Raw genomic sequence first — 14,816 nt, 5'->3', positions numbered from 1 at the left:
TGGAACGTCGCACTCAGGGCCGGGCTGGCCCTTCCCGACGTGGCCTAGCCACCGACAGGAGAAGCCCCCCGGATTCATCCGGGGGGAGGAGTCACCTTGTCCAGCCCCTCGAGGACCGGCAGCACCAGACGGGAACGCACCAGTGTCCGGGCTTCGTGGCGCGGCAGGCGTTAGGCGCGGGTCAGACCCGAATCCGCAGGTAGTGCGGGGTGTGTGACAGCTGATACGGCGACAGGTGCACTTTGCCGGTGAGAAGATCGAGGTTCCGAGGCCTAATCGACTCATCCGAGAGAGTGCACCTGCCGAGTGAAGAAGATATCGCGTCGTCGTACCGCCTCCCGCACCCCCGGCAAGCGGTGGTCGAGGGTGAGAGCGCAGGTGGGTGATCCGGACAGGTCGCTGACGGAGAACGGTGGGCTGCTGCTGGTGGCCGAGCTGGACCGTGCCCTGGGGATCACCGCCGCGCTGGACGCGGGGATCGGGCCAGTCAAGACACGCGACCGGGGTCTGTCTGGTGGGGAGTTCGCGCTCGCGACGGCGACAGTGCAGCTGACCGGCGAGGATCATCTGGTGGGCTTCGACCGGCTGCGGGCCGATATGGTGGGCGAGGGGCTGCTGCCCGCGCCGGTGCCGGCGGCGACCACGGCCGCCACGCTGGCCGCCCGGTTCGGGCAGGCCCAGCGTGAGGGCATCAAGGTGGCATGCGCGCGACTCACCGGTCGGGCGCTGGCCGCACTGGCGGTCGCCGAACGGGCCCGGGTCCTGGCGGGGCCGGTCACCATTGACGTGGACGCCAAGGACATCGAGGTGTACTCCACTCGCAAGGAACAAGTGGTCCGTTCCTACAAGGGTGAGGTTTCCGGACGGGTTCACGCCTGCCACTGGGCCCAGACCGGCACCGTGCTGGCCGCGGACCTGACAGACGGCCGCTCCGACGGCCGGACCCTGGCCCCCGACCAGATCAACCGGGCCATCGACGCCGTCCACGCCACCGGCGCTACCGGACAGATCCTCGTCCAGGGCGACTCGGGCTACTACTCCGGCACCGTCGCGGCCCGGATCACGGCACGCGAGGCGATGTTCCGACTCGCGGTGCCCCGCACCGGGCCGCTCTGGCGGGCCGTGTCCCGGGTCACACCTGCAGGCGGCGTCTTCCGCCCCGTCGCGCGCGAGCGCCCTGCCCCCACGCGCGAGATGCAGGGGCAGGGCGCTCGTTCACATCAGGTCAAGAACCGGCAAGTTGGCGCAGCACGTAGTGCATGATGCCGCCGTTGCGGTAGTAGTCCGCCTCACCGGGGGTGTCGATGCGGACGACCGCGTCGAACTCCACACCGGTGTCGGTGGAGACCTTGACCGTGCGCGGCGTCGTGCCGTTGTTGAGCTCGGTCACGCCGGTGAAGGAGAAGGTCTCCTCGCCGGTGAGGCCGAGAGCCTCGGCGGTCGCGCCCTCCGGGAACTGGAGCGGGAGCACACCCATGCCGATGAGGTTCGAGCGGTGGATGCGCTCGTACGACTCGGCGATGACGGCCTTGACGCCGAGGAGCGCGGTGCCCTTGGCGGCCCAGTCGCGGGACGAGCCGGAGCCGTACTCCTTGCCCGCCAGGATGACGAGCGGGGTGCCGGCGGCCTGGTAGTTCTGCGAGGCGTCGTAGATGAACGACACGGGGGCATCGGCCTGGGTGAAGTCGCGGGTGAAGCCACCCTCGGTGCCCGGGGCGATCTGGTTGCGCAGGCGGATGTTCGCGAAGGTGCCGCGAATCATGACCTCGTGGTTACCACGGCGCGAGCCGTAGGAGTTGAAGTCACGGCGCTCGACGCCGTGCTCCGTCAGGTACTTGCCGGCCGGGGTGTCGGCCTTGATCGCACCGGCCGGGGAGATGTGGTCGGTGGTGACCGAGTCGCCCAGCTTGGCGAGCACACGCGCGCCGGTGATGTCGGAGACCGGGGTGGTCTCCATCGTCATGCCCTCGAAGTACGGGGGCTTACGGACGTACGTCGACTCGGCGTCCCACTCGAAGGTGTTGCCGGTCGGGATCGCCAGCGCCTGCCACTGGGCGTCGCCCGCAAAAACGTCCTGGTAGGACTTGTTGAACATGTCCTCGCCGATGGCGTTGGCGACGACATCGTTGACCTCGGCCTCGGAGGGCCAGATGTCCGCGAGGTAGACCGGCTTGCCGTCCTGGTCGATACCCAGGGCGTCCTTGGTGATGTCGACCTTCATCGAACCGGCGATGGCGTACGCGACGACCAGCGGCGGGGACGCGAGGTAGTTCATCTTGACGTCGGGGTTGATCCGGCCCTCGAAGTTACGGTTGCCGGAGAGCACCGAGGTCACAGCCAGGTCGTGCTCGTTGACCGCCTTGGAGACCTCTTCCGGCAGCGGGCCGGAGTTTCCGATGCAGGTGGTGCAGCCGTAGCCGACGAGGTTGAAGCCGACCTTGTCGAGGTACGGGGTCAGGCCCGCCTTGTCGAAGTAGTCGGTGACGACCTTCGAGCCCGGGGCGAGGGTGGTCTTGACCCACGGCTTGCGGGTCAGGCCCTTCTCGACCGCCTTCTTGGCCACGAGCGCCGCGGCGACCATGACGTACGGGTTCGAGGTGTTGGTGCAGGAGGTGATCGCGGCGACGGTGACGGCGCCGTGGTCGATCTCGTACGTCGTCCCGTCGGGGGCCGTGACCGTGGTCGGACGCGACGGGACACCGTTGGAGGTGGCCGGGGCGTCGGAGGCCGGGAAGGATTCCTTGCCCGACTCCTCGTCCTCGGAGATGTAGTTGCGGACGTCCTGGGCGAACTGCTGCTTGGCGTTCGCGAGGACGATGCGGTCCTGCGGGCGCTTCGGGCCGGCGATCGACGGAACGACCGTCGACAGGTCCAGCTCCAGCTTCTCGGAGAAGTCCGGCTCGGCCGCCGGGTCCAGCCAGAGGCCCTGCTCCTTGGCGTACGCCTCGACGAGCGCGACCTGCTGCTCGTCACGGCCGGTCAGGCGCAGGTACTTCAGCGTCTCGTCGTCGATCGGGAAGATCGCGGCGGTGGAGCCGAACTCCGGCGACATGTTGCCGATGGTGGCGCGGTTCGCGAGGGAGGTGGCGGCGACGCCCTCACCGTAGAACTCGACGAACTTGCCGACGACGCCGTGCTTGCGGAGCATCTCGGTGATGGTCAGCACAAGGTCGGTGGCGGTGGTGCCGGCCGGGAGCTCGCCGGTCAGCTTGAAACCGACGACGCGCGGGATGAGCATGGAGACCGGCTGGCCGAGCATCGCGGCCTCGGCCTCGATGCCGCCGACGCCCCAGCCCAGCACACCGAGGCCGTTGACCATGGTGGTGTGCGAGTCGGTGCCGACGAGGGTGTCGGGGTACGCCTGGCCGTTACGGACCATGACGGTGCGGGCCAGGTGCTCGATGTTGACCTGGTGGACGATGCCGGTGCCCGGGGGGACGACCTTGAACTCGTCGAACGCGGTCTGGCCCCAGCGCAGGAACTGGTAGCGCTCCTTGTTGCGGCCGTACTCCAGCTCGACGTTCTGCGCGAACGCGTCGTTGGTGCCGAACTTGTCGGCGATGACGGAGTGGTCGATGACCAGCTCGGCCGGGGCAAGGGGGTTGATCTTGGCCGGGTCGCCGCCCAGCTCCTTCACGGCCTCACGCATGGTGGCGAGGTCCACGACACACGGCACACCGGTGAAGTCCTGCATGATCACGCGGGCAGGCGTGAACTGGATCTCCTGGCTGGGCTGCGCCTGGGAGTCCCAGCCGCCGAGCGCCCGGATGTGGTCGGCGGTGATGTTCGCGCCGTCCTCGGTGCGGAGCAGGTTCTCCAGCAGCACCTTCAGGCTGTAAGGCAGGCGCGCGGAGCCCTCGACCTTGTCCAGCCTGAAGATCTCGTACGACTCGTCGCCCACGCGCAGCGTGCTGCGGGCGTCGAAGCTGTTCGCCGACACGACAGTCTCCTTCATCAATGTGCGCATACTCCGCGCCGCGCCTCATTACGGCGGGCGCCGCGTGGTGCCGCCTCCGGCCCACTCGACCACCCGCTAAGGTAAGGCTTAGTTAGGTAACCCTTACCGACTGGCGGACTGCGGTACGCCTTCGGCATATATCTCGATGTCGAGATAACTCTAGTACATCACCGCCGCACGGTCATGCGCGGGCGGCGCGGCTGCGCTGCGCTCGCCGGTATCGCCCCCGCACACCTCTTCTTCCGATTGACATATCCACCCCGCGGTGGCACGGAACCGTGCCATTCTCGGCGGGACGGACGCCCGGACGGGCACCCGGACGAAGGAGGAACATGAACGGCGTCACCGAGTTCAAGGACATCTCCCCGACCACCCTCGCCGATCTCCTGGGCCGCGAACAGGTCATGGACATCGGCATCCGCCCCCTGTGGCCCTCGATCCCGCGAGTCGCCGGCCCGGCGTTCACCGTGCGGTGCCCTCCGGGCGACAACCTCATGCTCCACGCGGCCATCCACCGGGCGGAGCCGGGCTCGGTCATCGTCGTCGAGGCAGGTGACATCGACTATGCGCTCGCCGGAGGAAACGTCTGCGCCGTCGCTCAGCGCCGCGGGATCGCGGCGTTCGTGACCGACGGGGTGATCCGTGACCTCGCCGAGGTGCGCGAGATGGGCTTTCCCGTCTTCGCCAGGGGAGTCATCCCCATCCCGGGCACCAAGAAGGCCGTTGAGCCGCTCAACGGCCCGGTGCGGTGCGGCGGCGTGAGTGTCGACGCGGGCGACATCGTGGTGGCCGACGAGGAGGGCATTGTGGTCACTCCCCGTGCCCGCCGGGAGCAGGTGCTCCTCGGCGCCCGGAAGAAGCTGGCCGAGGAGGCCGGCGAATCCCTCGATGCATGGGAGGAAACACATCGCACCCGCATCGACAAGACCCTGGCCGAAGGCGGCTTCGAGGGCTGATTCGACACCAGGCTTCCGCCAGGCCTGCACTGTTCCCCGGCCTCGCCCGGCCCGGCTCGGCGAGCTGGGGGCCGGGGCGAGGCCGACGCCCCTCCCCCCGGATGGACGTACACCGCGCGCCGCGGTGGCGATCCGGGTGGACCATGGAACGCACGGTGCACCCGTAGCCCGCACCTTTCACGCACATCAGGCCGCGCAACTGCCGTTCCTCCACGCCCAGCCGTCACCCGAATGCCACACCCCGACACAGGGCTCATCTCATATCTGAGATAGTCTTTCGCCATGTCAGATGATTACCTCGTACGCATCGGCAAGCTCATACGTGACGCCCGTCAGCACCGGGGCTGGACACAGAGTCAGCTCGCCGAGGCGCTCGCCACAAGTCAGAGCGCCGTGAACCGCATTGAGCGCGGCAACCAGAACATCAGTCTTGAGATGATCGCGCGCATCGGCGAGGCACTCGACAGCGAGATCGTGTCGCTCGGCTACGCCGGGCCCATGCATCTGCGGGTGGTCGGCGGGCGCCGGCTCTCTGGCTCCATCGACGTCAAGACGAGCAAGAACGCGTGCGTGGCACTGCTCTGCGCCTCGCTGCTCAACAATGGCCGTACGGTACTGCGCCGCGTGGCCCGCATCGAGGAGGTCTACCGACTCCTGGAGGTGCTGAACTCCATCGGCGTGCGGACGAAATGGATCAACGAGGGAGTCGATCTGGAGATCGTCCCGCCGGCCCGGTTCGACATGGACGCCATCGACGCGGACGCCGCCCGCCGGACCCGCTCCATCATCATGTTCCTCGGTCCGCTGCTGCACCGGATGGACTCGTTCAAGCTTCCGTACGCGGGGGGCTGCGACCTCGGTACGCGGACCATCGAGCCGCACATGATCGCGCTGCGCCGGTTCGGGCTGCAGATCGCCGCGACGGAGGGGCTCTACCACGCCCAGATAGACCACTCGGTCACGCCCGACCGACCCATCGTGCTGACCGAGCGCGGGGACACCGTGACCGAGAACGCACTGCTGGCCGCCGCCCGGCACGACGGCACGACCGTCATCCGCAACGCATCCTCCAACTACATGGTCCAGGACCTGTGCTTCTTCCTGGAGGCACTGGGCATACGCGTGGACGGCATCGGCACGACCACGCTGACCGTGCACGGCGTCCCGCACATCGATGTGGATGTCGACTACTCCCCCTCCGAGGACCCGGTCGAGGCGATGAGCCTCCTCGCCGCCGCCGTGGTGACGGAGTCCCGGCTGACGATCCGTCGGGTACCGGTCGAGTTCCTCGAGATCGAGCTCGCGGTGCTGGAAGAGATGGGCGTCGACTGCGACCGTACGACTGAGTACGCCGCCGACAACGGGCGCACTCGGCTGGTCGACCTCACGGTCCGCCCCTCCAAGCTGGAGGCGCCGATCGACAAGATCCACCCCATGCCGTTCCCCGGGCTCAACATCGACAATGTGCCCTTCTTCGCGGCCATCGCCGCCTCGGCCCAGGGCCAGACCCTCATCCACGACTGGGTCTACGACAACCGGGCCATCTACCTCACCGATCTGAACCGCCTCGGCGGCAGGCTGCAGCTCCTGGACCCGCACCGGGTACTGGTCGAGGGCCCCACCCGGTGGCGCGCCGCCGAGATGATGTGCCCGCCCGCGCTGCGGCCCGCCGTGGTGGTCCTGCTCGCCATGATGGCGGCGGAAGGCACTTCCGTACTGCGCAATGTGTATGTCATCAACCGCGGTTACGAGGAGCTGGCGGAGCGGCTCAACTCCGTGGGCGCGCAGATCGAGATCTTCCGGGACATCTGAACGCCGCCAGAATTAACGCCGTTACACCCCTCCTGACCTGCACGTATGCGAGCCAGGAGGGGATTCGGCTTCGCCTGTGGGACTTCTCAGGGACTTTTGGGCCGAGCCGGGAGACTGCCGGCCTCAGGGGCTGAGGGACGGATTGACCGTCACTACACGTGATGGGTCACCGGACGGGCGTCGACCTGAGCGACTCATGGACGAGGACAGGTCGGGCCGGGTTCTCGACTCACTGCCTGACTGTCACCCGCTCCCCTGCGGTCATAATGGAGGCATGTCCTCCAGCCCACAGCACCCCGCACCTGCCCCGAGGAACGTCTCGGGCGCGAACGCCGAGGACCTCACGCTGTACCGGGAGAAATTCCGCCGCCGTCTGCCGGAGGCGTTGGGTGAGCTGCGCGGGCCGGCCCACGGTGTCGTGGAACTTCCGCTGCACATGGCCTGGTCCGGGATGACCTCATACGACTTGGACAAGCCGCGCCAGCGGATGGGCCTGTACCGGACCGTCCTGCACGAGGGTCTGCACGACGACCTGCCCCAATACCTCAGCCAGGACCTGCTCCTCCAGCTGTGGCCGGTACTGCGCACACTCGTCGGCCGCACCGTGCGCACCGTATGGGAAGACGCCTTCCCCCAGCTCGCCTCCCGCGCCCGGGCCAGCGTCCGCCGCACCCGATACCTTGTCCTTCATTCCCTTGTTGAAGTCGTAGCGGTCCATGGCATGGACCGTGATCGTCATCGTGAACTTGTCGCCCTGTGACGTGACTTCGGCGCTGCCCCAGATCTTGTGATCACCCAGGGTCTTGTCCCAGTTCTCGGTCTTCGTGTACAAGCCGGCGCCCGTCATGCTCCGCGCCCCGCCCGTCATGTCGAAGGTGGGCTTCCCGGTCTTCCCGCTGAGGATTTCCGCGGCGTTCTGTGCCCGGGCGATCTCGCCGTCCACGAAGGCCCCGATGGCCTCGTCCTCGTGGTATCCCTCATTGTAGTTCACCTCGAAGTCCGCCCCGGTGTTCTCCCTGTAGCGGGCGTAGGCAGGCACGGCGTCGTCGAGGGCACCGTCACCGTAGAAGCCGAGCGAGGCGAGCAGGCCGCCACCGATCATCTTGGCCTTCCACTTGTTCCAGCTCACGTAGTCGCCCGCGGTCGGCTTGGAGTTGGGGTCGTAGGGGAAGTCGTTGTCGTATGTGACCTTGGGCTCACTGGGCGAGCCCTCCGTGTAGCCGCCACCGCTGGCCGGCTTGGAGGGTGCCAGGAAGAGGCTGGTTATTGTGCTGCCGCCGCCACACACGTCCTTGATGCCTTCGGCGCACGGCAGGTGCCCGTCCAGCTCGATGAAGCTGGTGGGGTTGCCGCCGGTGAAAGCGTAGCGGTTGCTGGTGTACGGATCGGAGCCGAGGCCCATGTCCGCGAGGGCGCCGTTGTACATGTCCCGGGTGGTGAAGCGGTTGAGGCCCGGGTTGTAGTTGCGGAAACCCATGTCGTACGTGCCGGACTGGGCGTCCCAGCGCTTGGCGTTGTACCGGTAGGGGTTGTAGCTCTCCTCCGTCGGGTCGCCCGCCTCCGGCTTGTCGATCCCGGTGAACTCGGACTCGTCGTCGTTCCCGCAGGCCGTGTACCCGTAGGTGGCCTTGGTGTCGCCGCCCTTGGTAGTCAGCGTCTCGACGTCGGTGTGGCTGTTATAGCCGTAGAAGCCGTCCTCGCTCGTCCCGTCGGTGTTGTGCTTGACTTGGGAGAGGCGCTCGCCCCACGGGCTGTACTGGTACGACTTGGTCAGCTCGCCAGCCACCTTCTCGTCCAGCACCTCGCCGGACAGGCCGAGGTAGTCGAAGTCGGTCGTCTTGGCGTCCACCGTCTTGGTCGCTGTGCGGTCCAGCGGGTCGTAGGTGTACTTGGTGGTCTTCTCGGCCCCCACGTCGTCGAGGCTCGTGCTCTCGGTAACGTGGTCGAAGCCGTCGTAGACGGTGCGCTCCACGACCTTGCCCCCGCTGGTCACCGACTGCTGGCGGCCGAACGGGTCGTAGTCGTACGTGGCCGTGGCCCCCGCGGTGGTCGCGGAGAGCAGCCGGTTGCGGTCGTAGTCGTACGTGGTCGTTTCGCCCTTGACAGTCTGGGACACGACATTGGCGTTGTCGTCATGGGTGTACGTCTCGGTCCCCGCGCCGGTTCCGGTCTTGACCGACTTGGAGAGCCGGTCGGCCGGGTCGTAAGTGTAGGCGGTGGTGGAGTCGAGGTACGCCGTGTCGTTGTCGGCGTTCATCTTCTTCGCCACATCCTGCGACTTGTTGCCGTTCGGGTCGTAGGTGTAGGTGTGCGACGACACCAGGGTGCCGTTGGCCTTCTTCTCGGCTTGGGTCCTGACGACTCCGTCGAGGTAGTAGGTGAGATCGACCGTGTTGCCGTTGGCCTTGGTCTCCTTGAGCCGCTGCCCGCGGTCGGTGTACGTGTACGACGTGACCTTGGGCGCCGTGTCGGTCGCGGACTTGCCGACCGACACCGTCTTCACGAGGTCCCGGAGGTCGTAGGTGTACTTGGAGAACTGGTCGGGATGGACGACCGTCTCCGGCTTGCCGTTGGCATCGTAGGTGTAGGAGGTGGACTTCTTCTCCTGGCCCGCGAGCGCCTCGGTGACCTTCTGGACCTGGTTCAGGCCCGTGTGGGCGATGGTGTACGCGTCGACCCGTGCACCGGACGAGGTGTCGTCGATCGACGTCAGGTTGCCGTTGGCGTCATAGGCGTACGAGAACGAACGCTTCTCGGTATCCGTGTCCGCCGAGTTGTTCCGCACCAGCTTCACGCCGTCGGCGACGACCGCGCCGCCGGTGTTCCGGGCCACCTGGAGCTTGGCCGTGTTGCCCCGGGTGAAGGTGAACGAGCCCAGCGAAACCCAGGTCCCGGAGTTCGCGTTCTGGTCCTTTGTCACGTCGGTGGTACCGCCGGAATGCGTCACCGTGTACTTCGCGGCCGTGGCCGCGCCGGTGACCTTCGGGTACTTGACGTAGGCCGTGTAGGCGCCGTCCTGCGGGTACCACCTTCACGACTCTCCACTTATCACTGTTGCTTTTCAGCACCTTGTGCAACGCACGTGCAAGATGATCTTGCATAGTTGACGACACGTCAGAGCTGCCTGAGTATCCCTCAGTCTTCACAGAGGGTTATCGCCGAAGTGACCTCGCAACGTCCGATGTCGGTCGTGTCACGCCGACCGCGTGTGCGAGGCCCCGATCGGGACGCCTCCCATATGCGCGTGAGCGGTGGCAGTTGCCCTCCGGGGCTGCCGGGATCGCAACACGCGTCACTCGTCCCCGTGCGCCGTGGGCGGCGGCCTGCTCCGGATCCGGCGTTTCCACGATGCTGACCACGATGCCGCCGCGCAGCACCGACGCCCAGGAGCGGTCCAGTGTCTCGCCGCCGACGAGGTCGAGCACCACGTCGGCGTCGCGCACCAGGTCCTCGAAGTCGAGTCGGTGAACGACACGCTCAAAGGCCAGCTTGACCTGGAACAACACGGCGGACGCACCTGCGAGGGCGTCGCTGTGCGCGTCGCCCAGCGCGTTCTTGCGCTGGCAGCCGCGATCTGGCACAACTTCCAGACCGGTCAGGCGGTCAGCCGCTCACTGACCGCCTACGACCGCTGACCGTGTTCGGAAAGACTCGTCTATTCGGTCGTGTGCGTGGGGTAGACCTCAACGTCGGTGTAGGCGCCCTTGATCTCCCCCGCGCCCGCGGGCCACTTCAGGTTCACGGTGTGGGTCTCGTTCGGGGGCGTCACCAGGATGTTGGTCGGGGACGCGAGGCTGTCGCCGGTGTTGTCGATGTCGTAGGCGAGGTTGAAGACAGCGGCGTCGCCGGGCTTCAGGGTGGTGATACGCGGCTGGGCGTGGCCGCGCTCGATGGGGTTCGAGGTGTTATCGGCGTCCTTGATGTCGACGCCCGCGAAGCCCGTGGCCGAGCAGGTGGTCGAACCCCGGTTGATCATGGTGATGTCGATCCTGCCGGAGTCCTTGTCGGGCGCGGCGTCCCCTCTGGCCGGGGGCGTCTGGCACTTCCCCAAGTTCTCGGCTTTCGCTCGAACAGGGGAGACCCCATCCTCGCCGGCGAGGTTAGCTGCGGGTGTTCTCGACGATGAGAGAGGAGGTGCGGCCATCGATGTCGGCGCCGAGGTTTGCTGGTGGCGGCTTCGACGACGGCTTGTCCTCCGGAGAAGCCCGCAACCTCGAAGAGAGCGACCCGCCATTGCCCCGGGGGCGGATCGCAGTCCACACTGATACGTCGCGCACGACCACCGCCTCCCCCTCCCGCGTCCCACCGTGGCATCAAGCGGTACGTGCACACCCAGCCCCGCGAGACGGTGCCCCACCCCGGCTCCACCTCACCGGTATAGGACGCGCATGCGACGTTCCACCCTCATCACCCGGGCCCTCGGCAGCACCGCACTGGTCTGCGCCGCCGTGGCCCTGTCCCTGGTCTTCGTACGCTACGACGCGCCCGCCCCGCGCTGGGACATACTCGGGGCGCTCGGAGCGGCCGCCGTCACCGCCGGAGGGTGGATGCTCGCCTGCCGTACGGCGCCACCGCTCGGCGCCGCGCCACCCACCGCGACAGGCAGACCGCCGCTCCCGCACCAACTCCCGCTGCCCGCCCGTGACGTGGGCCGGGCTACCGGAACCGTCCTCCTCGTCCTGACCCCGCTCGTCCTGACCAGGCTGGCCGCCGGATCGGGTGGGGTGCTCGCCGGACTGCTGATCATCCTGGTCCTCGTGATGACGGTGAAAGCACTCCGCTTCGCTCGCAAAAAGGGCGGTGAAGCCGTGGAGCGCAGCAAGTTCCGCGTACTGAAGGACGACGCCACGCGGGGTGAGCTCCACGCCGTACGTGTCCGGGTCGGCGAACCCGTACGGATGCGCTACCTCCAGCGTGGCAGCAAGCCGGGCGAACTCGACGTCACCCAGTTCCACTGGCTCGTCCTCCAGGACGGCGAACGTGGCATCAGACTCAGCAACGCCCCCGAGGAGGTGGGCCGGGCGGCCCTGCGCCTCGCCGGCCAGGACGGCTGGCTCTGCTGGCCGGAGAGGTGGAAGCTGATCGAGGAGGAGCTGCCCGCAGCATTTGTTTCCGACAGCGGTGAAGTGCTCATGGGGCTCACGGACCCTGACGAGGCGCGCCCGTACCTGACCGGAACGCGCCCCCCATCGTCCGACCGCGCCGTCCGGCGCCTGCCCCGCACGGCCAAGTTTGCCGCACCCGTACACACCCGGATCCTCGGCGGTGTCCTGCTCGCCGCCCTGCTCACCGCCCCCGTCCTCTACATCGGCCCCGACCAGCTACCGGCCCTGCTCGACTGGCTCCTGTGCGCTTCGGCGGCGGCGATCCTGATCGTCCTCGCCCTCCGCGGTTGGAGAGAGGCAACCCGGTCGCTGCCCGAAGGAATGTCCTGGACCGTACAGGAGGAGTCGGACCCGTCGATGGCATGACGCAGGCGGGCAGGACCGAGCGCCGTGCACCCGGATCCAGCCAGCCCGCAGCCGCCTGAGTGAAGTTCTCCAGGGCACGCGGGAAACGTGACGAAGCCCTTCCCCGGTGGGGGAAGGGCTTCGTGAGTGAGCGCTGAGCAGGCCTTGCACCTGCATTTCCCCGCAGGAAGCGGGGCGTCTTTCCTTGGACCACCAACGCAGTGTCATTCGCCGTGAGTTGCGGCGAACTTTCAAGATCAACTATAGCGCATGCGGCCGTCGGTCGGTCCCCGGCCATCACGGAGGCGGTTGAGTGGCAGACCCGTGCGATGCGCCCGTACTCGGTCCGGTCCCGGAGTACGGCCAGATCCGTGAGGCCTCGCCGCCGTCAGCCAGCACCACCGCGAGATCGGTCGCGATCCGGCCCCGGTCATGACCAGTGCCGCCTGGCCGAAGCGGCCTGAGTGCGGTGGAGTAGGCGCTGGTCTCCCAGTGGCATCGGCCAGATCACCACAAGTTCATTCCCATCACTGACATCCCGGAGAACTGGCCTGCTGCCTACCGCGAGGTCGTCCGGAAGCGGATCGACGCCATCGAGTCGTCCCGCGCCATCGGCATGGTTGAGCGACCCGAATACAAGCGGCGCTGGGCCACCGAAGGGTGGGAGGCGCTGCAGGAGAAGGCGCTCCGGAGTTGGCTGCTCGATCGAATCGAGGATCGTGCGCACTGGTTCGACGAGAACGGGATGCCAGCGCTCGTCACCCTCTCCCGGCTCACCGACAACCTCTCCCGTGACGAGGACTTCGTCTCCGTCGCCAAGATCTACGCACCCCGTAGGGAACTGCCAGCCGTCATCAGCGAGTTGATGGCCGACGAGCACGTGCCGTTCCTTGCCGCCCTGCGCTACAAGCCCGCGTCCCTCAAGAAGCGCGCCGACTGGGAGCACGTCTGGGATCTTCAGCGTCAGGAGGACGCTGCTCCGGACGAGCTGACCAAACGGAAGATCCGGGACTCCATCCCCGTACCGCCGAAGTACACATCGGCCGACTTCCTGCGCCCCTCCTACTGGCGGGCGCGCGGCAAGCTGGACGTGCCCAAGGAGCGGTTCATCTCGTATGCGCGGGCCAACGTGGCCACCCCCGACCTCTACGGCTGGGCCGGCTGGGACCACCGGGAGCGGGCGATCGCGCTCGACACGTACATCGCCACCCACGAGGGCCTGACCACGGAAGAAGTCGCCCCGCTCCTGGCCGGGCTGCTGGAACTCCAGCCGTGGCTCAACCAGTGGCACAACGAGCCCGATCCGCTCTTCGCCCCGACTCCCGCCAAGTTCTTCGAGGGCGACCGGCAGATGGAGCAGGGTAAGCACGGCCTCACCGACGACGACCTGCGCGCCTGGCGCCCGGCCGCCGCGACCAGAGGACGCCGTACCGCGAAGAAGTAGACCGCCAGCTACGCCAACGGCCTCGCGATCCGAACCGATCGCGGGGCCGTTGCGTTGTCTGGTCAGTCGCCCAACTGCCCTCCCCTGAGCGCTGAGACGAAGAAGGCCCAGCCGGTGGCCGGGAACACCAACACCGGGCCATGTGGCGACTTGCTGTCCCTCACAGGAACGACAGTGGCGAAGTCATCGGAGACCTCAACACACTGACCACCATCCGAGTTGCTGTAGCTACTCCTGCGCCAGGTGACGGCGCTCAGGTCGATGGTTCGCATGGCACTTCCTCCAGCACGCGCAGGATGTACTTCCGCGACTGTCTGGGGGCAGGGCCAAGTCGCGCACCGCATCGTACATTTGCTGAAGATCCTCGACCTGACCAGCCGTCTCGATGAGGTCGCCCCGACTCGCGCTCTCCACATAGGCCACGGTTCGACCACCTGGCACCCGTAGGAACATCACGTCGGTATGCGACAGGCTGTGCGGTCCCGCACTGTGCGGAAGTACCTGAATTGCCACCATCTGACGCTCGGACATCTCGACCAGGTGCGCCAACTGCTTACGCCAGGCCGATGCGTCCCTCAGCGGAGTACGTAGCACGGTCTCGGAAAGAATCGTGCGGAAGTGCGGCGCGTCGTCCCCTTCCAGCAGGTCGCGACGACTCAGCCGGGCCTTGACCTGCTGCTCCAGCTCCTTGCCGGTGAGTCGCCCCGCCGCCAGAACCTCCCTGGCATACTCCGGAGTCTGAAGAACTCCGGGAGGCACCCCCACCGCGAAGTGCCACAAGCTCACCGCCTCCGCCTCCAGCGCCATGTACCGCCGGTACCGCTCCCGGAACTGCGTATGGTCCCCGGCTGCCAGCTCCCACAGCGCCAGCAGCAGCCCCGGTGTCCCGTAGTGCTGGTCCAGCGCCTGGACGACCTCCGGGCTTCCCAGGGTCTCGCCCTTCTCCATCTTCCCGAACAACGACCAGTCCCAGCCCAGTCGCTCCCCGAGCGCCCGCAGACTCGTCCCGCTCCCGGCCCGTAACTTCCGCAGCTCCTCGGCGAACCGCTGACGGGGTTCCTGACTGCGGCCGGTGATGACGCGTCGTTGCGGCATACCGCTCCCTCCGGGACGTTCACGTGACCGATGTGGAACGTGTGGAACCACCTCCGCGCGGCGGGGAAGCACCACCCCGTCCACGATCCGGTCGCCCACAT

8 protein-coding genes and 4 pseudogenes are annotated in these 14,816 nt (G+C 67.4%); 7 read left to right on the top strand and 5 right to left on the bottom strand.

The window, feature by feature from the left end:
* Window positions 1–306 precede the first annotated feature (306 nt).
* Window positions 307–1,263, top strand: a complete 957-nt coding sequence (locus ABT115_RS28870; protein WP_351795804.1) for a transposase — start codon at window positions 307–309, stop codon at window positions 1,261–1,263.
* Here ABT115_RS28870 and acnA read toward each other — a convergent pair.
* Complete coding sequence (gene acnA / locus ABT115_RS28865) at window positions 1,226–3,940, bottom strand: aconitate hydratase AcnA (RefSeq protein ID WP_351795802.1); 2,715 nt, start codon at window positions 3,938–3,940, stop codon at window positions 1,226–1,228. The genes ABT115_RS28870 and acnA overlap by 38 nt on opposite strands.
* Window positions 3,941–4,290: 350 nt before the next feature.
* Here acnA and ABT115_RS28860 point away from each other — a divergent pair, with 350 nt between their 5' ends.
* From ABT115_RS28860 to ABT115_RS28850, 3 genes are all read left to right on the top strand, one after another.
* A complete protein-coding gene (locus ABT115_RS28860) occupies window positions 4,291–4,914 on the top strand; it encodes an RraA family protein (protein WP_351795799.1) in 624 nt (207 codons plus the stop codon).
* 282 nt (window positions 4,915–5,196) lie between these two features.
* A complete protein-coding gene (locus ABT115_RS28855; RefSeq protein ID WP_351795796.1) occupies window positions 5,197–6,726 on the top strand; it encodes a helix-turn-helix domain-containing protein in 1,530 nt (509 codons plus the stop codon).
* A gap of 274 nt (window positions 6,727–7,000) precedes the next feature.
* Window positions 7,001–7,486, top strand: a complete 486-nt coding sequence (locus tag ABT115_RS28850) for a hypothetical protein (protein WP_351795815.1) — start codon at window positions 7,001–7,003, stop codon at window positions 7,484–7,486.
* Window positions 7,487–8,035: 549 nt separating this feature from the next.
* Here ABT115_RS28850 and ABT115_RS28845 read toward each other — a convergent pair.
* A pseudogene (locus ABT115_RS28845) lies at window positions 8,036–9,748 on the bottom strand (golvesin C-terminal-like domain-containing protein); the annotation flags it as partial.
* A 433-nt stretch (window positions 9,749–10,181) separates the two neighbouring features.
* Between ABT115_RS28845 and ABT115_RS28840 the strand changes: the two are divergent.
* Window positions 10,182–10,361: pseudogene (locus ABT115_RS28840) on the top strand (IS982 family transposase); the annotation flags it as partial.
* Window positions 10,362–10,381: 20 nt separating this feature from the next.
* On the opposite strand, the gene ABT115_RS28835 reads toward ABT115_RS28840, so the two are convergent.
* A complete protein-coding gene (locus tag ABT115_RS28835) occupies window positions 10,382–10,777 on the bottom strand; it encodes a DUF4232 domain-containing protein (protein WP_351795793.1) in 396 nt (131 codons plus the stop codon).
* Between the two features lie 337 nt (window positions 10,778–11,114).
* Between ABT115_RS28835 and ABT115_RS28830 the strand changes: the two genes are divergently transcribed.
* On the top strand, window positions 11,115–12,197 hold the full coding sequence (locus ABT115_RS28830; RefSeq protein ID WP_351795790.1) for a hypothetical protein: 1,083 nt from the start codon (window positions 11,115–11,117) through the stop codon (window positions 12,195–12,197).
* Window positions 12,198–12,666: 469 nt separating this feature from the next.
* Window positions 12,667–13,620, top strand: a pseudogene (pglX, locus tag ABT115_RS28820) (BREX-2 system adenine-specific DNA-methyltransferase PglX); the annotation flags it as partial.
* A gap of 62 nt (window positions 13,621–13,682) precedes the next feature.
* Here the strand turns inward: pglX and ABT115_RS28815 are convergent.
* Entirely contained in the window at window positions 13,683–13,892 is a 210-nt protein-coding gene (locus ABT115_RS28815; RefSeq protein ID WP_351795787.1) for a DUF397 domain-containing protein, read from the bottom strand.
* Window positions 13,874–14,715 (bottom strand): annotated as a pseudogene (locus tag ABT115_RS28810) (helix-turn-helix domain-containing protein). Before ABT115_RS28810 ends, ABT115_RS28815 begins: the two are co-directional and overlap by 19 nt.
* Window positions 14,716–14,816 lie beyond the last annotated feature (101 nt).

The organism is Streptomyces sp. NPDC001832 (genome assembly GCF_040297265.1).
In the GTDB taxonomy this organism is placed as follows: Bacteria; Actinomycetota; Actinomycetes; order Streptomycetales; family Streptomycetaceae; genus Streptomyces.
The sequence above is the reverse complement of the archived record's forward strand: the minus strand, read 5'-3'. Positions and strand labels throughout refer to the sequence as shown.